Raw genomic sequence first — 19530 nt, 5'->3', positions numbered from 1 at the left:
ATGAGCACCTCGTCCGTCATCAAGCACGTCAACTTCTGGTGGCTCAAAGAGCCGGACAACACCGACCACCGGCACGCCCTGACCGAGGCGGCGCAGGCGCTGGCCGGCATCGACGGGGTCATGGACGTGAGCGTCGGGCCGCGCACCGGCACCGACTGGGAAGGTCCGGACACCACCTTCGACTACGGACTGATCGTCACCTTCGAGTCGATGGACGCGCTGCGCGCCTACCAGCCCCACCCGATCCACCTCAAGGCCATCGAGGTCAGTGAGCGGGTCTGCGACCGCTTCCACGCCTTCTACTTCACCGCGTAACCCACCAGCCCGGTATGTCCGCCCATCGGGCCGCGGTGTCGCCGACGACGACAAGGACTCTCCGACATGACCTATCCGGACGAACACCCCGTGATCGATGCTGGGGCGGTCCCGAGCAGCTCGCGCTGCGGGAGATCACCCGCCCGTACCCGGTCCCGGGCAGGTACTCCTCCAGGTCAAAGCCGCCTCGGTCAAAGCTGTGGACCGCCGGGTCCGCGAAGGCTACATGGACGGACACCTCCGGCTGCCCTACACCGCGGGCAGCGACTTCTCCGGCATTACCGCCTGGACCGCCGTGGTCGACGACGGCCAGGTGCACGCGGGGCGGCGTGTGCTGATCCAGGGCGCCGCCGGCGGTGTCGGCCACCTCGCCGTCCAACTCGCCAAGCACCGCGGCGCCCACGTGATCGCCACCGCCTCCCCGCCAAGCACGACTTCGTGCGCCGGCTGGGCGCCGACGAGGTCCTGGACTACGCCGCCCCCGGCTTCCCTGCCACGATCGGTGATCTCGATCTGGTCATCGACGGTGTGAGCGCGGCGAGCATGGCCGCCCTCCACCCCGCTATCAAGCCGGGTGGACTGGCCAGCTCTCTGTTCGACCCGCACCCGGCGCCTCCAGCGCAGATCCGGGCCCAGGTGGTCGGCACGGTCGCCGCCGCCCGGGCCCCTGCGACAACCTCCCCAGGCCCTCGCCGAACTGGTGGCCGACCGGCGACTGACGGTAGCCGTCACCGCGACCTGGCCGCTGGTCGTGGAGCGGATCTTTGCGATGCGGATGGCGGGATGCGGTGCTCGGCGCATTGCCAGGAGTCTGGATGGTGAAGGCATACCGTGCCCATCGGAGCATGACCGGGCCCGGAATCGGCATCGGACTGCTTCTGGCTGGAGGGCGGACACGGTCTTGGCCCATCTTGGGGAACCCTCGCTACACCGGTTACGAGGTCTGGAACAAGCAATTTAAGTTCGGGCGGGAAGGCAGCGCCTTGACACCAGCCACGGCCGCGCGGCTCTTGGTTGCCAGCGATGGGCTCCACGACTTAAGCACCTACGAGCGGGACGCCCGATGCAGCCAGGCGATCGGGATCAGGTTCAACGACAACGTGGCGATCAGGGTGGCGATCGTCAGCAACGGCTGACGGCCTGGAACTGCGAGTTCGATGACTGGGTCCAATCACTTGCGGCGCCTGGCACCGACCATGTTCGCTCGGGGGCACCGGCACCGGATGACAGGCGGTGACACGGGGTGGCACGCACGTGGTGCTGGATGGGTGCTCGACCGCCCCAACCCCGCCGCTGAACTTGATAGGTCCGGCTGTTGTAGGGCTACCTCTCGCCCATTGAATTCGTTCGCCTCCAACGACGAACTGCTGCGCGGGCCGGGCGGCTCCTCTACCAGGGAACGGGGCCGTGGTTGCCGTGGAACTCCCCGGAGGGGGCGGAGCCCTTCTCACACCGTCGGATCCGAGGCCACTAGACCGAACACCGCGGGCTGCTCCCGCAGGATCGTGATGTCGGCCAGGCAGTCCCCGCCCAGCGTGGCCGATACCGCCAGATCGAGCACGATCTTGCCCGGGCCGTGCGTGGCCAACGGCTTGCGCAATGGCGCGAGCGCCGCCGACAACGCCCTGGCCAGACCCGTCTTCTCGGCACAACGCAACAGCACGACCGCGCCGCCCCGCATGATGCGCGACGCCAAGATCACCCAGGTCTACGAACGTCACCAATCAGATGCAACGCCTCGTCATGGCCCAGGCTTTGCTGAAGCGTTGATCGCCCAAGGTGATTCCATTGATCAATTCCTGCCACCTCGCGGAGGTGGTGGGCAAGCACTGTGAGTGGGCGTGCAAACGACACAAACGTCGGTGGTCACTCTGGACGGAGACTGCGCCGGGAAAGCTACAGGCCGGCAGTGTCGAGTCGGGCCGCGATCCAGTCCGCGATGCGCTCTCGCGCCTGTGCTCCCACTTTCGGATACATGTTCAGGAATCCATGTACGCATTCGGACCAGACGTCCAACTGGGTCTCGTTTCCGGCCGTCCTCCACCGAGCAGCGAGGAAGAGCGAGTCGTCAACGAGTGGATCGAGGTCGCCGACGGTGAAGAGCGCTGGTGGCATGCCAGAGAGGTCGGCCGCGTATAGGGGTGAGTAGCGTGCGCTCCGAGTCTCACTCTCGGTCAGCCCCGGGAAGGCGTTCCTGTGGAACTGATCCAGCCATGTCGAGGGCAGTACCAGCGTTTCCTCCGTGGCGGCGGCCTGGCTCGGAGTCCTACCGACGTCGTACACCCCGAACATGAAGCTTGCCGCGACGACTCGTTCGATGTGGTTCTCGGCTTTCATCCAGTTCAATACCTGCGCCGCGAGGTAACCGCCGGCGGACGCGCCGGCGACTAGCAGGCGGTCTGTTCCGAACGATCGCTCGGCCGTGTCAAGGAGCCAGCGCGCAGCGCCGATGCAGTCCTCGAGGCACGCGGGGAAGGGGTTCTCGGGAGCCAGCCGGTAACTGGTGCTGACGACTGCGACGTGGGCATGGCGAGCGATCAGGTCGTTGATGAGGTCATCATCCGCGGGGTCTCCGATGCAGAACCCTCCGCCGTGAATGTTCAACAGTACGGCGCGAATAGGGCCGTCGGGACGGATGATGCGGGCACGCAGCCGGCCTTCTGGACCGGCGAACGTCGACTCGACCGGCTTCAGTGTCGGTCGTAGATCCGGGGAGAACTTCGCCGCGCGTAGTGCGGCAAGCCCTTCCTCTGTGGTGACGTCCGGGTGCGGCATGGACGCGAGGGCGGAGTTGATCTCGCGCACCTCGTCCATGTACTCGGAAGCAGGCAGAACGTCAGTCATCGGCACCCTTCCTATTGCGATCGTCGGTCGGCCGCGCGATCGCCGGAACGCGATGCGTGCTCTCGATCCGTTTTTAGTGGCGATGCCTCGGGGCGGTGGCCATCTCAGACGCTGACCGAGGCTGCTTTCACGGCCGGAGTCGCGGCGGCCTTGATCAGGTCTGCGCCCTTCTCGGCGACCATGATCACGGCCGCGTTGATGTTCGAGGAGGGGATGGCCGGCATGACGGAAGCGTCAACGACCCGAAGTCCCTCGACGCCGAGGACGTTGAGGTCGGTTCCGACCACGCGTCCGATGCCGGCGGTGCCGCACGGGTGGTGTGCGGTCATCGCCGTTCGACGGACAAACGACAGGATGTCCTCGTCCGTGCGCGATGCCGGTGCACTGATCGGCTCGGCGCCCAGTACCTCGGCCAGTGCCGGCGCGTCGCGGATCTCCCACAGTCGACGGATGCCTTCGGCGGTGAGGTGCTCGTCGGCTTCGGTGGTGAGGTAGTGGTGACGAATGACAGGACGCTGCAATGGATCTGTCTTCCGCAGGCTCACCGAGCCTCGGCTGCTCGGTCGGCAGACCCAGCCGCACAGTGAGAAGCCATCCTTGGCCAGTCCGATCATCGCTCCGACCATTGCCGGAACCCCGCTCACCTGGAAGTCGGGTGCTGTCGATCCGGTCGTCGCGCGGATGAAGCCCGCGGTCTCTCCGACATTGGAGGACACGGGGCCGGTGCCCGAACGCTCGTACTCGGCGAACGCCTCCGCGGTCAGTTGCGAGGGGAGCGAGGGGAGCGACGAGGCGAAGACCATGCCCACGCGCAGGTGGTCCTGTAGTGCCTGGCCGACCGGGAGGTCGGCCTGGACCGCGATGCCGAGTGCGCGAAGGTCGGCGGCGGGACCCACGCCGGAGTGAAGGAGCAGGTGTGGCGTGGAGTACGCGCCAGCGGCGAGAACGACCTCGCTGGTGGCTCGCACGAAGTGTGGGCGGCCGCTGACCAGCAGGTCGACACCGATGGCCCTGCCGGACTCGAACCGAACCGCCGTGGTGACCGCACCCGTGACGATCGTCAGGTTCGGGCGCCCCATGGCGGGCCGGAGATAGCCGCTCGCGGTGCTCCAACGGTGCCCGCGCTGCATGCTCACCTGGGGGTAGCCCACGCCTTCGACGTCCAGATCGTTGAGGTCGTCGTTGTACCGGTGTCCGACCTGGGTCGCTGCGGCAATGAACCGTTCGCTCAGGGCGCTGCGGTTACCGCACTCAGAGATGACCATCGGGCCGTTGGTGCCGTGCGCGGGCCCAGCGCGCGAGCTCGTCTCCAGCGTGGCGAAGTACGGCAGGACGTCCGCGGCCGACCACCCTGTCGCGCCCTGCCGGGCCCACTCGTCGTAGTCGAGCGCCGCGCCGCGCAGGAAGATCATCGAGTTGATCGTCGAGGAGCCTCCGAGTACGCGCCCGTGGTGCAGCGTCATCCGCCGGCCGTCGAGTCCGGGCTCGGGCTCTGAGATGTCGTTCCAGTCGTAGTCCGTGCCCAGGAACGTGGGCGAATTGATCGGCACATCGAGCCCTGCGGCGTCGTCGGCGCCGCCCGCTTCCACCAGCAGCACGCTGGCCGACGGATCCTCCGTAAGTCGGGCGGCGACCACGCTGCCCGCCGACCCCGCTCCGACCACGACGTAGTCGTATCCGTCGCCCGGCTCCTCTGATGTCACCTCATGCTCCTCGCGGTTCAACCCGGTGTCACACTGGCACTATATGCGAATCTTGTGTCAGTGTTGCACACGTCACCTCGCCGCGGAAGCGGCTCGGGCGGGACGAACCGCACTCAGCCACTCGCCCCGGCAGATCCGTTCCCGGGGCCACGAACAGGAAAGTAGGAGCCATGAGAGGTCTCGACGGAAAGGTGTCGCTCATCGCGGGCGCGGCGCCGGGCAACATCGGTGGTGCCACTGCCCACCGACTCAGCTCGGAGGGCGCTCGCGTGGTCGTGTCGGACATCAATGAGGACGCGGCCCGGGCGCTTGCGGAGCAGATCGTTGCGGAAGGAGGTGATGCGGTGGCGATCCAGGTCGACCTCTCTTCTGAGCAGTCCGTCGTCGGGATGATGAAGTTCGCGGTCGACTCGTTCGGTGGCGTGGACCACCTGTTCAACGTTGCTGCCGACCTCTCACCGGCGACGATCGGGGCGGACAGCTCGCACAACGTGCTCGATCTTCCGATCGAGGTCTGGTCGCGAACGATCGACGTTACGCTGACCGGATACATGTACACCATCCGCCACGCCATGCCGCTGATGATCGAGCGCGGTGGCGGGTCGATCGTCAACACGATGTCGGCGGCGGTGTGGATGGCGGAGCCCGTGCGGGCGTCGTACAGCGCTGCGAAGTCCGGTGTCGAGGCGCTGACCCGGCACGTCGCTCGTGTCGGTGGCCGCCAGGGCGTCCGATGCAACGCGGTCGCGCCTGGCACCGTCCTGACCGAGGCGCTGTTGCGGACCCTTCCTGAGGAGATCCAGCGACGGCAGCTGGAGGAGATTCCCTCGACGCGCCTCGGCAAGCCGGAGGACATCGCCGCGGCGGTCGCCTTCCTCTTCTCGGACGACGGCGAATGGGTCAACGGCCAGGCACTGTCGATCGACGGTGGCCTCATCATGCGCTGAGCCGTTCGACCCCGGCAGCCCAGTCTCGAACGAACAGTAGAGGAGAACGCAGTGGCGAAGTCGCTCGTGGGTCGCGTTGCGGTTGTCACCGGATCTGCGGCAGGCATCGGTCGCGACTACGCGCGAGGTCTTGCGCGTGAGGGGGCCCAGGTGGTCGTGGCCGACATCGACCCCGACGGTGCCGCCGGCACCGTGGAGCTGATCGCAGCCGAGGGCGGCGAGGCGGTCGCACTTCCGGTCGACGTCAGCAGTGAGGAGAGCACCCTCGCACTGGCAGAGCAGGTGGAGCAGCGATACGGAACCACGCACATCCTCGTCAACAACGCCGCGATCTTCCACAACCTGCGGAAGGACCCGCAGCTGACAGTGTCCGTCGCATACTGGCGCAAGGTGTTCAGCGTCAATCTCGACGGTGCTCTCTTGGCTACGCAGGCGTTCGCGCCGATGATGCGGAAGGCGGGCTGGGGTCGAGTGGTGGTGCAGACCTCGACTGCGGCCTACCAGGCAAGCGGCGTCTACGGGACCACCAAGTTGGCCATGCTGTCGCTGATCCGCGGCTTCGCCAAGGAGCTCGGCGAGTACGGCATCACAGTGAACGGCATCGCGCCCGGCGCGATCGCGACCGAGGCCATGTTGGACACGGTGACCGAGGCGCGGCGCCGGCAGCTCCTGGACGCCCAGTTCATCAAGCGACCCGGGACGACCGAGGACCTGGTCGGGCCGCTCCTGTTCCTGTGCAGCGACGCCGCCTCTTGGCTCACCGGCCAGACCTTGGTCATCGACGGCGGCGCGACTCCGCGACTGTAGGCGCCGTCGTACGGCGCCGCCCGGCACGACGTCGGGCGATGCCGTACGACCACCTTGCCTCAGGCGACCAGACGCGGGTCGACCTCGCCCAGTGCTTTGAAGATCATCTGGAGGAACACCTCGTTGGCGTCACCCGCCACCATGTGCCGGGCTCCAACCACGGTGACGTGGCGGGTGTGGGCGCCGAGCGCCAGGAAATCGTCCACATCGGACGGCAGGATCACGTCGCTGAGCTCGCCCCGCACCACCTGCACGGGACGGCCTGCGGCGTCCAGGGCTCGGGTGCCGGCGACCATGTCCCGCGTCTGCTTGGCGTACCACGGCGGGTTGGCGAAGTTGAGGGTCCGCGGGTCCCAGTGCCAGACCCACCGGTCGGTCTCGGGATCGTGGCGCAGGTTTCGCCGGAGGCCCGCCGGGGTCGCGTGGCGCTTGCGGTGGGGCTGGTAGCGCGCGATGGCGTAGGCGGCTTCCTCGAGCGTGGCGAACCCGTCCGGGTTGGAACGCATGAAGCCGACGATCTTGTCGACGCCTGTCAGCTGCATGGTCGGGGTGATGTCCACCAGCACTACCGCCGCGATGCCGTCCGGGTCCACCTGAGCAGACTTCAGGCTCGTCACGCCACCTAGAGAGGCGCCGACCAATATGACCGGCCGGGCGAAGACGTTCTGTCGCAATGTGGTCAGGTCGCGAGCGTGGTCGGGAAACGCGTATCGACCCCGCGGGTCCCACGAGCTCTCGCCATGCCCGCGTAGGTCGATGGCGGCTGTGGTCAGGCCGCGCTCGGCGAAGTGCTCACCGGTGCGTCCCCAAGCGCGCCGGGTCTGGCCGCCGCCGTGCAGCAGCACGACCTGCGGGTGTTCTGGGCCCCACACGTCGCCGACGAGAGTGTTGCCGTCGGGACCGGTCCAATGGTGGGCCACCGGGCTGATGCTCATGTCGAGCTCCTCTCGCCGTCGTGAAACTCGAGTTGCACTCCGAAGGTCCGTCGGTAGTCGGGCCGAATCACGTCTGTGCCCGGGTCATCCTCGAGCAGGCCCCCCTCGACGAGGGCCGCCACGGCGCTCGCCCGGTCGGTGACCTCGAGGGCCAGGGCATATGGCCCGAACCCCCAGGCCTGGTGATACTCCCGCGCCGGGCCGCGCTCGCCGGGCTCGACCACCTCGAGCGCCGCGGACCCCGGGTGGTCGAAGGTGAAGACCGCGACCCGATCGTCACGGCGCCGGGCGACCGCGGCGGAGGGACTCCAGCCGAGATTGTGATCGAGCGTGGTCAAGGTCGAGTCGATGTCGTCGACGATCATCGTCCGCGCCGACACGCGCTTCACCGGGTGGCCGGCCGGCGGCTGCTTCGTGTCGTCGGCCTTGGTCGGGAAGTTGAGCGCCGGCACGAACTCCAAGTAGAGGCCTCCGTCGGAGGTCGGATCGTAGTCGCCGGGTCGGTCAGCGGCACGCCCGAGCCACAGTCGGGGGAACGGGAGCTCCCCCTCGGGCTCGTCGAGCCGGAAGATCGCGCCGGCTCGGCTGAGCCGGCGCGCCAGCTCCTCGACGTCGTCGACCGCGATCGGCGTGGAGTGGGTCTTGTAGAGGCGACCTCCCTGAGCGTCGTACATCGCGCGCATCTGCGGATGTCCGATCGACGGGTCGGGTGAGTCGAGCGGCGCGATGATCTCGACGTGGGTCGGCGACACGGCCAGGTCGAGGTTGGTCCGGCACCATCTGGCGTCGAAACCCCAGTCCGGCCAGACCTGGCGCCAGATCCCGCGAGGCTCGAAGAGTCCGAGCGGTCCGCGCAGGACGTCGTACGCCCTCTGGGAGTCGTGCACGAAGAGGTCGGCGGACGCCAGCTGCTCAAACATCGGTGACCTCCGGGGCGGGGGCGAACTCGGGAAGCGCGACCTGCTCGCCCGCATCGTCTGTCTCGACCGCGAACCGTACGGCTACCCGCATTCCGATGTGCACCGCGGCGGGGTCGCAGTCGACGATGTTGGTCGTGAGACGCACATCGTCCTGCTCGACGAGTGAAACGATCGCGACGACATAGGGCGGGGGAAACGCGGGATGCCACGGATAGTGGTTGATCGTGAACGCCTCCACCCGGGCGCGTCCCGAGACGGGGCGCGGTGCGACGGCTCGTGATGAACACGAGGAGCACACCGGTAGCGGTGGGTGGCTGAGGTGGCCGCAATCGGAACAGGTGGTGATCACCAACTCGCCCGACAGGCCGGCGGTGAAGAACGGCCGGGTCTCCGGGGTCAGTGCGGGTAGGGGCCGGAGGGGAGGGGATCCGGCACCGGCGGGTGTTCCTGCGTTCACGATCGGTCGCCTCTCGTCCATGTGCCTCGGAGTGCGCTGGGCGGTCGCCCGAGTGCACCGCTAGGTTACAAAGACATGTTAACTGTGTCATCGTGTAACCAGCGTGCCCCCAGTGGCCGCGCGATCGACCACGCGGGAGGATCCATGACTCGGCACCAGTCCACGTTCGAGTCGAGCTCAGTGATCTCGGGCATCGGCCAGTCGCAGGTAGGGCGTCGACTCGGTCGGAGCGAGCTCGACCTGACCCTGGAGGCGCTACTGCGGGCGATCGCCGACGCCGGCCTGCGGACCTCCGACATCGACGGACTGTGCTCGTGGCCCGGCGCGGTCTACGTCTCCGACGGATTCAGCGGCCCTGGCGTTCCCCAGGTGCAGGATGCGCTGCGCTTGCAGTTGCGGTGGTTCGACGCTGGGCTTGAGGGCCCCGGTCAACTCGGCGCGGTGGTCAAGGCGATGCTCGCCGTCCATGCGGGGCTCTGCAAGCACGTGTTGGTCTACCGCACGGTGACCGAGTCCAGTGCGCAGATGGGCGCCTCGAGGGCCAGTGCATTGCCTTCGGACACGTCCACCGCGCCGGCATACCAGCAGTGGATGCTGCCGTACGGGTCGATTTCGTCGGTGACCTGGATGTCGCCGTATGCCACTCGCTACATGCACGACAACGGGATGACACGGGAGCAGCTGGCGCAGATCGCCCTGAACGGCCGGCGTCACGCGCGGCTCAACCCTCGGGCGGTGTTCCGCGACCCGCTCACGATGGACGACTACTTCAACGCCCCGGTCATCGCGACCCCGCTGTGCCTCTACGACTGCGATGTGCCCGCCGACGGCTCCACCGCGATCATCGTCTCCGCGGCCGACACGCGCGACGACCTGCCTCGTGACCCGGTCAGGTTCGCCGCCGCCGGGACGGCCCTGACCGGCCGGCCTTCGTGGGACCAGCGCGCGGACCTGACCACGATGGCCGCGCACGATGCGGCCCGTCACCTGTGGGGTCGCACCGACCTCCGGCCGGGGGATGTCGACGTCGCCGGTCTCTATGACGGTTTCAGCATTCTCACCGTGCTCTGGCTCGAGGCCCTCGGGTTCGCACCCAAGGGTGAGGTCGGCGGCTATATCGAGGGCGGCGAGCGAATCGCCATCGAGGGCGACCTTCCACTGAACACCGGAGGTGGCCAGCTCTCTGGAGGCCGACTCCACGCCTTCGGCCACCTGTATGAGGTCGTCACGCAACTGCGCGGCGATGCGGGCGATCGCCAGGTCACCGGCGCCGAAGTCGGCGTGGTGGCGGCAGGCGGAGGACCACTCGCCGGATGCCTCCTGCTGACACGGTAACGAGAATCGATGCGTTACAAAGTCGCAGATACTGTGACATCATGCAGGACATGACAGCCCCCACTCTGCCGAGCATCCTCGGTGAGCCGTTCCACACCGGCCTCATCGTCGACGACCTGGATGCGGCGATGGCCGACCTGGGAACCGCGATGGTTCTGAAGTGGGCACCCGTCGTTCGGCGCACCGGGATCATCCACACACCGGCGGGACCGCAGTTCCGAGACATGGTCATCACGTACTCGAAGGGCGTCGGCAACCACATCGAGTTGGTGGAGTACATCGACGACACCGCCTACACCTTCATGCGTGGGGGACCGGCCCATCACGTGGGCTTCTGGGTCGACGACCTCGAGGCCTCGATGGCGGCGCTCGACGCGCTGGGTTTTCCGTCGGAGGCCGCCGGCGCCGGCGACGACGGCTCGGTGTGCGAGTTCTCCTACCACTTCAACCGGCACAGCGGGATCTGGATCGAGATCGTCGACGTCGCTTCCCGCCCCGCCCTGGAGCGCTGGGCACGACCCGACTCCTGACCGACCTCCGACCGGTACGACAGCGCTCCGACGCCCGTCGGCACCGACTGCACCGAAAGTAGGAAGCATGGCAACCGAACGATTCACCGACACCGACATCCGCGTCGGAGAGGCCGTCGCCCGCGTACTCGAGGAGGCGGGCGTCGACATGGTCTTCGGGATCATCGGCGGTGACAGCTGGATGCTGTTCGATGCGCTCAACGAGCACAAGGACACGATCCGCGCGGTGACGGTGCGTGAGGAGTCGCTGGCCGGCGTCATGGCGGAGGTGTACGGACGTCTGACCGGCCGCCCCGGTGTCGTCTACGGCCAGGGCGCGTGGGTCATCTCGAACGCGCTGCTCGGCACGCTGGAGGCCAAGCTCTCCAGTTCGCCGATGCTGCTGCTCGCCGACCTCTCGGACGGGCACCCGTTCGCACACCACGGCTACTACCAGACCGGTGCCGGCGCGTACGGCGGGTTCGACGCCAAGACGACGCTCGACGGCGTCACGAAGAGGACGACGGTCGTCACCGAGGGGCCGATGGCCGTGCAGACGGTGCAGCTGGCCATCAAGCACGCCACCAGCGGTGAGCGCGGGCCGGTCGCCGTCCTCTTCTCCAGCCGGGCCCTGAAGAGCAAGGTCGGTCCCTCCACGGTGCCGACGATCTACCCGACCCAGCGCTACGTCGAGCAGCACAAGCCCGCGGCTCCGGACGCCGGCATCGCTGAGCTCGCACAACGGTTCGCGGCGGCGTCGAAGCCGGTCATCGTCGCCGGCAACGGTGTCCGGATCAGCCAGGCATACGACCAGCTGGCCGATCTGGCCGCACGGTACGGCGCCCCGGTGGCCACCTCGAGCAACGGCAAGGGGGTCTTCAACGAGAAGCACGAGCTCGGGCTGGGCGTGTCGGGCCAGTTCGGCACCCCGCTCGCGAACGCGACCATCGCCGCGGCCGACCTGGTGGTCGTGCTCGGCTCCAAGCTCGCTCCGACCGACACCGCCAACGAGTCGCCCGACCTGATGGACCCGACTCGCCAGGACATGGTCCAGATCGACATCGAGCCGCAGAACGCCGCTTGGACCTACCCGGTGGACCAGAGCCTCGTCGGCGACCTGGCCGCCACTCTCGACCGGCTCGCCGAGCTCGATGTCGACACGCGGCCGTCCGCCGAGGTCGTGGCCGAGCGGGTGGCCGCGGTGGAGTCGGCCCGCCGGGAGTTCGGCTGGTTCGATGACGAATCGAGCACGGACGACCGCGAGCCGATGCTGCCGGAGCGCGTGGTGAAGGTCCTGAACGAAGCGCTGCCCGACGACGCGATGATCACCTGCGACGCCGGCGAGAACCGCCTGTTCATGATGCGCTACTTCCAGTGCGCCGGTCGGGGCGACTACCTCCAGTCGGCCGGCGTGGGCGGCATGGGGTACGCCATCCCTGCCGCGCTCGCGGCCAAGCTGGTCGACCCGTCGCGTCCTGCCGTGGCGGTCTGCGGAGACGGCGGGTTCGGTATGAGCCTCAACGGCATCATGACCGCCCTGGAGCAGGACATCCCGATCATCGTCGTGGTCATGAACAACAACGTGCTGGGCTGGGTCTACAACGGCCTCGGCAAGCGCCACATCACCGCCGAGCTCGGCGAGTACGACTTCGGCGCCGTCGCTCGTGCCATGGGTGCCGAGGGGGCGCGCGTGTCGAACTCCGAGCAGTTCGCGAAGGCGATGGAAGAAGCGCTGGCGTCCAACAAGCCCTACGTCATCGATGTGGAGGTCGCCCTGGACAAGGAGCACACCTACCTCAAGACGGTGTCGCCGTTGATGTCCGGCAACACGAACAAGGCCTGAGCGCGAGGGACCTCGATGACCGATCTCCTCTACGACGTCAGCGGCCATGTCGCGACGATCACCCTCAATCGGCCGGGGCGGAAGAACGCCTTCACGCTTGAGATGGTCGACGAGTGGGCGGCCCGGCTCCGCGAGGCCCAGGCCGACCCGGTCGTACGCGCCGTCCTGTTGACCGGTGCCGGGGACGCGTTCTGCGCAGGCGTCGACCTTGACGCCTTCGCCGAGCGCGAACGGACGCCACTGGCGGAGAAGCGTCTGCTCGACGAGCGCGTGCACCAGGTCGCCTTCGCGGCCGAAGCGCTGTCGAAGCCGTACGTCGCCGCGGTGGGCGGCGTGGCCGTCGGTGCCGGGATGGACATGTCCCTCATGTGTGACATCCGCCTAGCCGGGTCCTCGGCGCGCTTCTCCGAGGGCTACGTCCGCGTCGGCCTTGTGCCCGGTGACGGTGGGTGCTACTACCTGCCGCGGATCGTAGGAACGGCGAAGGCTCTCGACCTGTTGTGGACCGGCCGCTTCGTCAACGCCGCCGAGGCGCTGGAGATGGGCCTCGTCAGCGCCGTCCACGCCGACGAGGAGCTTCCCGCAGCCGCACGCGAGTACGTTGAGCGCCTGGCGGCGATGCCACCCATCGCCGTCTCGATGATCAAGCGCTCGGTGCGTGACGCGCAGCGTCACGAGCTGCGCGCAGCACTCGATCTCATCTCGTCGCACCAAGCGGTGGTGACGTCCACCGACGACTCGCGGGAAGCCATGCAGGCGTTCCGCGAGAAGCGTCAGCCCGTCTACTCGGGGCGCTGAGATGCTGGACTTCGACGAAGGGCCCGCCGCCGGCACGGCAGAGCTGCGTGAGCGAGTGCGCGCGCTGACAGCGCGGTGGCGTGACACCGGACGCTACGAGCCGCGGCCTGACAACTGGATGCGCGGGTTCGACCCAGAGTTCTCGGCTGCTCTCGCGGCCGCCGGACTGATCGGCCTGACGTGGCCGGTCGAGTACGGTGGTGCCGCCCTGCGTAACGTGGACCGGTTGGCCGTAACGGAGGAACTCCTGCGGGCGGGGGCTCCGGTCGCCGCCCACTGGATGGCGGATCGCCAGATCGGCCCGGCGGTGCTGCGGCACGGTAGCGAGGAGCTGCGCCGGGAGCTGCTGCCCGACATGGTCGCAGGGCGAGCCGTCTACTGCCTGGGGATGAGCGAGCCGGAGGCCGGCTCGGACCTGGCGTCGGTCCGGACCACGGCGACCGAGCGACCGGACGGTACGTTCGTGCTGCGCGGCCGTAAGGTCTGGACGACCAACGCCCATCGGGCCACCCACATGTACGTGCTCGCCCGGACCGATCCCGGCGAGCGCAAGCATGAGGGCCTGAGCGAGTTCATCATCGACATGGACACTCCGGGCATCACGGTCTCGCCGATCCCGGACATCGCAGGGGAGCACCACTTCAACGAGGTGCTCATCGACGACGCCGTCGTGCCCGCGCGTCGCATCGTCGGTGAGCGCGGCCGTGGCTGGTCGCAGGTCGTAGAGCAGTTGAGCTTCGAGCGCGGGGGACCAGAGCGGGCCCTTTCGTCCTACATCTTGCTCGCCGGCATACTCGCCGGCCCGCGCGCTGCCGACGGCTCCCTCGATGTGCAGATCGGGCAGGCGGTCGCGCGTCTCGCGATGCTGAGGCGACTCGCCTATCGCGTGGCGCGGCTGATGGACAACGGAGCAGCACCGGTACAGGAGGCGGCGACGCTCAAGCTGCTGGGCAACACGTTCGAGCAGGACCTCGTCGACCTCGCCCGGCAGGCCCACGATGGACCGCTGACGGCCGACAGCCTGGTCGGGCAGGCACTGATGTCGATGCCCGGCTTCACCATCCGCGGCGGAGCGGCGGATGTGATGCTGTCCCTCATCGCTCGACAGGAGTCAGTCGCATGAGCCGACGTACCGCTGAAGGGACCGCCGTCCTCGCCGAGCGCCACCGCGACCTCGCGGGGCTGGTGCAGGACATCGCGAAGGACTCGCCATCCGCGTTCGGCCAGGAGCCGCCGGCGGCGTGGCCGCGGCTCGTGGAACTCGGGCTCACCGCGATCTCGGTGGCGGAGGACGCCGGTGGCTCGGGCGGCACGTTCCTCGACGAGGTCGTCCTCTGCGAGCAGGCCGCGCTGCGAGGGCTCGACCTCCCGCTTCCCACGAACCTGGTCGCGTCCTGGGTGCTCGGCCACGGCGATCAAGCCGTCACCCCCGTGACGCGTGGACTGATCGTCGACGATGGCTTCGACGACGGTCGCCTGGTCGTGCCGTGGGGCAGATGGCTCGACGAAGTGGTCTTGATCGCAGCCGACGGCACCGTGTCGGTTGCTCGCGAGGTCAACGTGGTGACGACCGGTGAGGACCTGGCGGGCGGACCTGTGGACACCGTCGCCCTCGGTGGGGTCGTCGAGGTCGGTCGGTGGGCCGGGCAGCGGACGACAGCGCGGGCTCGCGCGGGAATCCTGTGGAGCGCCCAGGTCCTGGGAGCCGCGCGCGGGGTCCATGCCCTGGCGCGGGCACACGTCATGACCCGGGAACAGTTCGGCAAGCCACTGGTGCGGATCCCGGCGGTCGCCGCGTCTGTGGCGCACATGCGGACCGGACTCATCCAGCTCGAGAGCGTCGTGGAGCGCGCCGCCCTGCTCGCCGAGCGGGACGCCGCCGGCGGCTTCCTCGAGGCCGCAGCCATCTGCCGCACCATCGCCGACGAGGTCGCGACCGATGTCGCGGCGCGGGGACATCAGCTGCACGGCGCCATGGGAATCACTGAGGAGTACGGACTGGGTGCCTACACGAGGCGGCTGTGGTCTTGGCGAGACGCCGATGGTGGCGCCCGGAGATGGTCCGAACTGGTCGGCCGCGCGGCTCGAGAGGGCGGCGAGTCGGCGGTCTGGGATGCGTTCACCGCATAGGTGGCACGCATTACGAGGTTTGTGTCATTGTGTCGAACAGTGGTTTGTCGCGGTGGCCCCGCGATGGACGAGCACAAGTCGTGGAGTGAGGATGAGAACGATGAGCTTCTCAGTCACTGAGGCGGGTCGACCGATCGCGAGGGGACGACGGTGACCGCGGCCTGGCAGCCCGACGACGCGGTCTCGCTGCCCGTCGTCCTCGACCGTCGCGCCGAGATGTCGGGTGATCGTGTCGCGGTGACGATCAATGGCGTCGACATCAGCTACGCGGACATGGCCACTCGCTCGATCCGCTACGCGAACGGCCTCCTCCGGCTCGGGGTGGGGCGCGGCGAGCCGGTCAGCATGCTCATGGCCAACTCGACCGACCACGTCCTCGGCTGGCTCGGTGCGTCTCGCCTGGGCGCGGTCGACATCCCGATCAACACGGCGTACACGGGCGACTTCCTGCGCCGTACCTTGCAGAACGCGAACAGCCGCGTCCTGCTGTGCGACGACGAGTACCTGGACACGGTGCGCGACACGGCCCGTGACGGGGGCGTCGAGATCGTGGTGCTGCGGGGCGGAGACTCGAGCGGGCTGGCGCGATTGCGCGCCGCCGGGCTGGACGCTGTGCCGTGGGAGCATCTCGAGGAAGGCGAGGCGTCCCGCCTCAACCTGCCCGGCGAGATCTCCTACCGTGACATGTCGTCGGTGATTTACACCTCCGGCACCACGGGTGCCTCCAAGGGGGTCACCTTCAGCCACAACTACCTGCTCTCGGCCGCAAGGCAGATGCTGGGGCTCTACCAGTCCACCGAGGACGACACCTACTTCGGCTCGATGCCGATGTTCCACCTCGCGGCGAAGGCGTGTGGCGTGGTCGGCTCGCTCCTCACGGGACAGCACACGGTTCTCGACCCCAAGTTCTCCGTGAGCCGAACCTGGCAGCGGGTCCGGGAGACGGAAGCCACCGTGGTGCACCTTCTCGGGTCCATGATCGTCATGCTCTACAACCAGCCCGAGACTCCGGAGGACGCCGAACTGCCGATGCGGGCGATCTTCGCTGCGCCCGTGCCCGGTACCATCCAGCAGCAGTTCGAGGAGCGGTTCGACTGCAAGATCGTGACGTGCTACGCCCTGAGCGAGGCGTGCCAGATCACCAAGGGCGGGCTGGACGTCCCGTATCCGCCCAATTCGGCCGGTCGAGTGAACGATGAGTTGTTCGAGGTGCGGCTGGTCGAGGACGGCGACGTCGACGTTCCCCTCGACACCACCGGTGAGATCGTCGTCCGGCCCAAGAAGTCGCAGGTGATGTTCAGCGGCTACTGGCGCAATCCGGCGGCGACACAAGAGGCCATGGACAACCTGTGGTTCCACACCGGTGACCTGGGCCGTATCGATGAGGACGGCTGGTTCTACTACGAGGGCCGCAAGAAGGACGCACTGCGGCGCCGGGGAGAGAACGTCTCGGCCGCCGAGCTCGAGGACGTGCTGCGTCAACACCCGGCAGTGAACGATGCGGCTGCTGTCGGCGTGCCGAGCGAGGTCATGGAGGACGACATCTTCGCCGTCGTCGAGCTCGTCGAGGACGCCACGGTCGACTACGCCGAACTCCAGGAGTTCTGCGCGCAGAAGCTCCCGTTCTTCATGGTCCCTCGCTACTACGAGATAGTCGCCAGCCTCCCGCGTAACCCGATCGCCAAGGTGGAGAAGTATCGCATCAAGTCCCAAGGCCTGACGACCTCGACGTGGGACGCCACGGCGAAGGACTTCGTCGAAGCGAAACCGGTCTGACCACCCTCTGTTCCCACCCCAGGGCGCCGTGCGCGCCCTGCCGCCGGCCGACATCGGGCGGCGGCAGGCTGCCTCATGCGCGGAATCGACCGCAAGACGAAGGACCAGCAACATGAAGCGCGACCTCTACGACGACGAGCACGAGGCTTTTCGATCGACGGTGCGCCGGTTCTACGCCGACCTCACGCTCGAGCAGGACGAGTGGCGCTCGGCGGGCGTTCCTCCTCGGTCGTTCTGGCTCGACGCGGGCAAACTCGGTCTGCTCGGAATCCAGATCCCCGAGGAGTACGGCGGGGGTGGGATCGACAGCTTCCTGTTCAACGCCATCCTCACGGAGGAGGCGCAGCGGGCCGGATTGGCACTCGGTGGTCTGCGCGTGCACACCGACATCTGCATGCCCTACTACCTGCACCTCGCCACGGACGACCAGAAGGCTCGGTGGCTGCCCCGATTGGCTTCGGGTGAGGCGGTCGCGGCTCTGGCGATGACCGAGCCGGGCGCGGGCTCCGACCTCCGTGGCATCACGACAGGTGCTCGCCGGGTCGGTGACGGCTTCGTCCTCAACGGCGCGAAGACCTTCATCTCCAACGGTGGCAATGCCGACCTGATCATCGTCGCGGCTCGCACGGGCGACGCCGGTGACCGCGGCAGGCTCAGCCTGCTGGTCGTCGAGCGCGGCATGAAGGGATTCGAGAGCGGCAAGCAGCTGCACAAGATCGGCCTGAAGGGTCAGGATCTCGCAGAGCTCGTCTTCGACGACGTCGAGGTCCCGGTCGAGAACCTGCTCGGCGAGGAGGGGCAGGGCTTCTCCTACCTCACGCGCAACCTTGCTCAGGAGCGGTTGTCCATCGGCATCAACAGCCAGGCGGCGGCGGCCGCGGCGGTCGAGGCCACCGTCGAGTACGTCAACACCCGCGGCGTCTTCGGCACCACGCTCTCGGCGTTCCAGAACACGAAGTTCGAGCTGGCCGCCTGCGCCACCGAGGTCGAGGCCGGCCAGGCGCTGGTCGACCGAGCGCTCGTGGCCAACGAGACCGGTGATCTCGACCCGGCCGACGCGGCCAAGGTGAAGCTGTTCACCACCGAACTGCAGGGTCGGGTGCTCGACCGATGCCTGCAACTCTTCGGCGGCTATGGCTTCATGGAGGAGTACCCCATCGCGCGGGCGTACGTCGACGCCCGCGCCGCCCGGCTGTACGCGGGCTCGAGCGAGATCATGAAGGTGATCATCGCCAAGTCGATGGGTTTGAGATGACGGCAGCGCCCGTTGGCGTGCCGGCCGTCGCAGGTGGCCTTCGGATCGGCGGAGCGGCTCTTCGCCCGCCCGGAGCGTTGACGTGATGGCGGTCACGGCGACATGATGTCGCATATCTCGTAACTCTGTGCCAGAACTGCCTTGGGGTGGTTCGGACGCACGACCCAAGGATGTGGATTGAATGGCGCAGGACTTCGACCGCAAGGTCGCGATGGTGACCGGTGCGGCGACCGGGATCGGGGCAGCGACCGCCCGGCTGCTCGCCGAACGCGGTGCCAAGGTGGGTCTCGTCGGGCTGCAGGAAGACCTGCTCGCGGGTGTCGCCGAAGAGTTGAACGGGGCTGCCGACGGATCCGCGATCGCCGTTCCGACGGACGTCGCCGACCCCACGCAGGTGGAGGCCGCCGTTACCCGCATCGTCGACGAGTTCGGCGGGCTTCACCACGCGGTCAACAACGCCGCGGTGCCGGGCCAGGAGGCCGATCTGCACGAGATCGACGTCGCGGACTGGGCGCGCACGATCGGGATCAACCTCAGCGGCGCGTTCTACGGGATGAGATACCAGATCCCGCACATGCTCGCCGCCGGCGGCGGCAGCATCGTCAACATCGCGTCCGTGAACGCCACCAAGCCGCTGACACAGCACGGCGCCTACACCGCGAGCAAGCACGGCATCGTCGGGATCAGCCAGAGCGCGCAGCTGGACTACGTCACCCGCAACATCCGGATCAACGTGGTCTCGCCCGGTGTCACCGACACCCCGATGGTCGGCAGCGGTGGCGACCTCGCCGACGTCATGAAGTCGATCGTGCCCTGGGGCCGCATGGCAACTCCCACCGAGGTAGGTGAGGCCGTGGTGTGGGCCTTGTCGGACCAGGCGTCCTACCTCGTGGGGCAGCAGATCATCGTCGACGGCGGTTTCGTTCTGCGCTGACCGAAGGTGCCGACAGAGCCGG

The 19530-nt window shown here is 68.0% G+C and carries 19 protein-coding genes and 1 pseudogene; 14 read left to right on the top strand and 6 right to left on the bottom strand.

Features of this window, described 5'->3' with window-relative positions; all coding sequences use genetic code 11:
• The 3 genes from ACZ466_RS01275 (at position 1) to ACZ466_RS01265 (ending at position 1451) form a co-directional block, all read left to right on the top strand.
• Positions 1-315: a Dabb family protein gene (locus ACZ466_RS01275; RefSeq protein WP_378280909.1), complete on the top strand. Its 315-nt coding sequence runs from the start codon at positions 1-3 to the stop codon at positions 313-315.
• 97 nt (positions 316-412) lie between these two features.
• Positions 413-847 (top strand): alcohol dehydrogenase catalytic domain-containing protein, encoded by a 435-nt coding sequence (locus ACZ466_RS01270; RefSeq protein ID WP_378280910.1) that lies wholly within the window; start codon positions 413-415, stop codon positions 845-847.
• 283 nt (positions 848-1130) lie between these two features.
• A complete protein-coding gene (locus ACZ466_RS01265; RefSeq protein ID WP_378280911.1) occupies positions 1131-1451 on the top strand; it encodes a hypothetical protein in 321 nt (106 codons plus the stop codon).
• A gap of 314 nt (positions 1452-1765) precedes the next feature.
• On the opposite strand, the pseudogene ACZ466_RS01260 reads toward ACZ466_RS01265, so the two are convergent.
• From ACZ466_RS01260 to ACZ466_RS01250, 3 genes and pseudogenes are all read right to left on the bottom strand, one after another.
• Positions 1766-2011: pseudogene (locus ACZ466_RS01260) on the bottom strand (transposase); the annotation flags it as partial.
• Between the two features lie 200 nt (positions 2012-2211).
• Positions 2212-3159, bottom strand: a complete 948-nt coding sequence (locus tag ACZ466_RS01255) for an alpha/beta hydrolase (protein ID WP_378280912.1) — start codon at positions 3157-3159, stop codon at positions 2212-2214.
• Positions 3160-3263: 104 nt separating this feature from the next.
• Complete coding sequence (locus ACZ466_RS01250; RefSeq protein ID WP_378280913.1) at positions 3264-4862, bottom strand: GMC family oxidoreductase; 1599 nt, start codon at positions 4860-4862, stop codon at positions 3264-3266.
• 170 nt (positions 4863-5032) lie between these two features.
• Between ACZ466_RS01250 and ACZ466_RS01245 the strand changes: the two genes are divergently transcribed.
• Positions 5033-5809: an SDR family NAD(P)-dependent oxidoreductase gene (locus ACZ466_RS01245; protein WP_378280914.1), complete on the top strand. Its 777-nt coding sequence runs from the start codon at positions 5033-5035 to the stop codon at positions 5807-5809.
• Positions 5810-5860: 51 nt separating this feature from the next.
• Entirely contained in the window at positions 5861-6616 is a 756-nt protein-coding gene (locus ACZ466_RS01240; protein ID WP_378280915.1) for an SDR family oxidoreductase, read from the top strand.
• Positions 6617-6675: 59 nt separating this feature from the next.
• Here ACZ466_RS01240 and ACZ466_RS01235 read toward each other — a convergent pair whose 3' ends face one another.
• Genes ACZ466_RS01235 through ACZ466_RS01225 form a run of 3 tightly spaced genes read right to left on the bottom strand, consistent with a single transcriptional unit; the run spans position 6676 to position 8949 of the window.
• A complete protein-coding gene (locus ACZ466_RS01235) occupies positions 6676-7551 on the bottom strand; it encodes an alpha/beta fold hydrolase (protein WP_378280916.1) in 876 nt (291 codons plus the stop codon).
• Positions 7548-8471, bottom strand: coding sequence for a hypothetical protein (locus ACZ466_RS01230; RefSeq protein WP_378280917.1), 924 nt, complete (start codon positions 8469-8471; stop codon positions 7548-7550). Before ACZ466_RS01230 ends, ACZ466_RS01235 begins: the two co-directional genes overlap by 4 nt.
• Positions 8464-8949 carry a Zn-ribbon domain-containing OB-fold protein gene (locus ACZ466_RS01225; RefSeq protein ID WP_378280918.1) on the bottom strand — a complete coding sequence of 162 codons (486 nt, stop codon included), beginning with the start codon at positions 8947-8949 and terminating at the stop codon, positions 8464-8466. The genes ACZ466_RS01230 and ACZ466_RS01225 overlap by 8 nt, the downstream gene beginning before the upstream one ends.
• Before the next feature lie 123 nt (positions 8950-9072).
• On the opposite strand from ACZ466_RS01225, the gene ACZ466_RS01220 reads away from it, so the two are divergent.
• The 9 genes from ACZ466_RS01220 to ACZ466_RS01180 all read left to right on the top strand — a co-directional run bounded on the left by ACZ466_RS01220 (position 9073) and on the right by ACZ466_RS01180 (position 19508).
• Positions 9073-10263 (top strand): thiolase family protein, encoded by a 1191-nt coding sequence (locus ACZ466_RS01220; protein WP_378280919.1) that lies wholly within the window; start codon positions 9073-9075, stop codon positions 10261-10263.
• A gap of 50 nt (positions 10264-10313) precedes the next feature.
• Positions 10314-10793 carry a VOC family protein gene (locus ACZ466_RS01215; protein ID WP_378280920.1) on the top strand — a complete coding sequence of 160 codons (480 nt, stop codon included), beginning with the start codon at positions 10314-10316 and terminating at the stop codon, positions 10791-10793.
• A gap of 67 nt (positions 10794-10860) precedes the next feature.
• Positions 10861-12615: a thiamine pyrophosphate-binding protein gene (locus ACZ466_RS01210; RefSeq protein ID WP_378280921.1), complete on the top strand. Its 1755-nt coding sequence runs from the start codon at positions 10861-10863 to the stop codon at positions 12613-12615.
• A 15-nt stretch (positions 12616-12630) separates the two neighbouring features.
• A complete protein-coding gene (locus tag ACZ466_RS01205) occupies positions 12631-13413 on the top strand; it encodes an enoyl-CoA hydratase/isomerase family protein (protein ID WP_378280922.1) in 783 nt (260 codons plus the stop codon).
• A gap of 1 nt (position 13414) precedes the next feature.
• Positions 13415-14536, top strand: a complete 1122-nt coding sequence (locus ACZ466_RS01200; RefSeq protein ID WP_378280923.1) for an acyl-CoA dehydrogenase family protein — start codon at positions 13415-13417, stop codon at positions 14534-14536.
• Positions 14533-15543, top strand: a complete 1011-nt coding sequence (locus ACZ466_RS01195) for an acyl-CoA dehydrogenase family protein (protein ID WP_378280924.1) — start codon at positions 14533-14535, stop codon at positions 15541-15543. The genes ACZ466_RS01200 and ACZ466_RS01195 overlap by 4 nt, the downstream gene beginning before the upstream one ends.
• Before the next feature lie 150 nt (positions 15544-15693).
• Positions 15694-17319, top strand: coding sequence for an AMP-binding protein (locus ACZ466_RS01190; RefSeq protein WP_378280925.1), 1626 nt, complete (start codon positions 15694-15696; stop codon positions 17317-17319).
• 112 nt (positions 17320-17431) lie between these two features.
• Positions 17432-18574 (top strand): acyl-CoA dehydrogenase family protein, encoded by a 1143-nt coding sequence (locus ACZ466_RS01185; protein WP_378280926.1) that lies wholly within the window; start codon positions 17432-17434, stop codon positions 18572-18574.
• A gap of 181 nt (positions 18575-18755) precedes the next feature.
• Positions 18756-19508: an SDR family NAD(P)-dependent oxidoreductase gene (locus ACZ466_RS01180; protein ID WP_378280927.1), complete on the top strand. Its 753-nt coding sequence runs from the start codon at positions 18756-18758 to the stop codon at positions 19506-19508.
• Positions 19509-19530: the final 22 nt, after the last annotated feature.

The organism is Actinomadura rugatobispora, assembly GCF_055379765.1.
The sequence above is the reverse complement of the archived record's forward strand: the minus strand, read 5'-3'. Positions and strand labels throughout refer to the sequence as shown.

Coding starts and splice junctions, on each gene's coding strand:
- ACZ466_RS01275 (WP_378280909.1), top strand. CDS start 1: ATGAGCACCTCGTCCGTCATCAAGCACGTCAACTTCTGGTGGCTCAAA.
- ACZ466_RS01270 (WP_378280910.1), top strand. CDS start 413: ATGCTGGGGCGGTCCCGAGCAGCTCGCGCTGCGGGAGATCACCCGCCC.
- ACZ466_RS01265 (WP_378280911.1), top strand. CDS start 1,131: ATGGTGAAGGCATACCGTGCCCATCGGAGCATGACCGGGCCCGGAATC.
- ACZ466_RS01255 (WP_378280912.1), bottom strand. CDS start 3,159: ATGACTGACGTTCTGCCTGCTTCCGAGTACATGGACGAGGTGCGCGAG.
- ACZ466_RS01245 (WP_378280914.1), top strand. CDS start 5,033: ATGAGAGGTCTCGACGGAAAGGTGTCGCTCATCGCGGGCGCGGCGCCG.
- ACZ466_RS01235 (WP_378280916.1), bottom strand. CDS start 7,551: ATGAGCATCAGCCCGGTGGCCCACCATTGGACCGGTCCCGACGGCAAC.
- ACZ466_RS01230 (WP_378280917.1), bottom strand. CDS start 8,471: ATGTTTGAGCAGCTGGCGTCCGCCGACCTCTTCGTGCACGACTCCCAG.
- ACZ466_RS01225 (WP_378280918.1), bottom strand. CDS start 8,949: ATGGACGAGAGGCGACCGATCGTGAACGCAGGAACACCCGCCGGTGCC.
- ACZ466_RS01220 (WP_378280919.1), top strand. CDS start 9,073: ATGACTCGGCACCAGTCCACGTTCGAGTCGAGCTCAGTGATCTCGGGC.
- ACZ466_RS01215 (WP_378280920.1), top strand. CDS start 10,314: ATGACAGCCCCCACTCTGCCGAGCATCCTCGGTGAGCCGTTCCACACC.
- ACZ466_RS01210 (WP_378280921.1), top strand. CDS start 10,861: ATGGCAACCGAACGATTCACCGACACCGACATCCGCGTCGGAGAGGCC.
- ACZ466_RS01205 (WP_378280922.1), top strand. CDS start 12,631: ATGACCGATCTCCTCTACGACGTCAGCGGCCATGTCGCGACGATCACC.
- ACZ466_RS01200 (WP_378280923.1), top strand. CDS start 13,415: ATGCTGGACTTCGACGAAGGGCCCGCCGCCGGCACGGCAGAGCTGCGT.
- ACZ466_RS01195 (WP_378280924.1), top strand. CDS start 14,533: ATGAGCCGACGTACCGCTGAAGGGACCGCCGTCCTCGCCGAGCGCCAC.
- ACZ466_RS01185 (WP_378280926.1), top strand. CDS start 17,432: ATGAAGCGCGACCTCTACGACGACGAGCACGAGGCTTTTCGATCGACG.
- ACZ466_RS01180 (WP_378280927.1), top strand. CDS start 18,756: ATGGCGCAGGACTTCGACCGCAAGGTCGCGATGGTGACCGGTGCGGCG.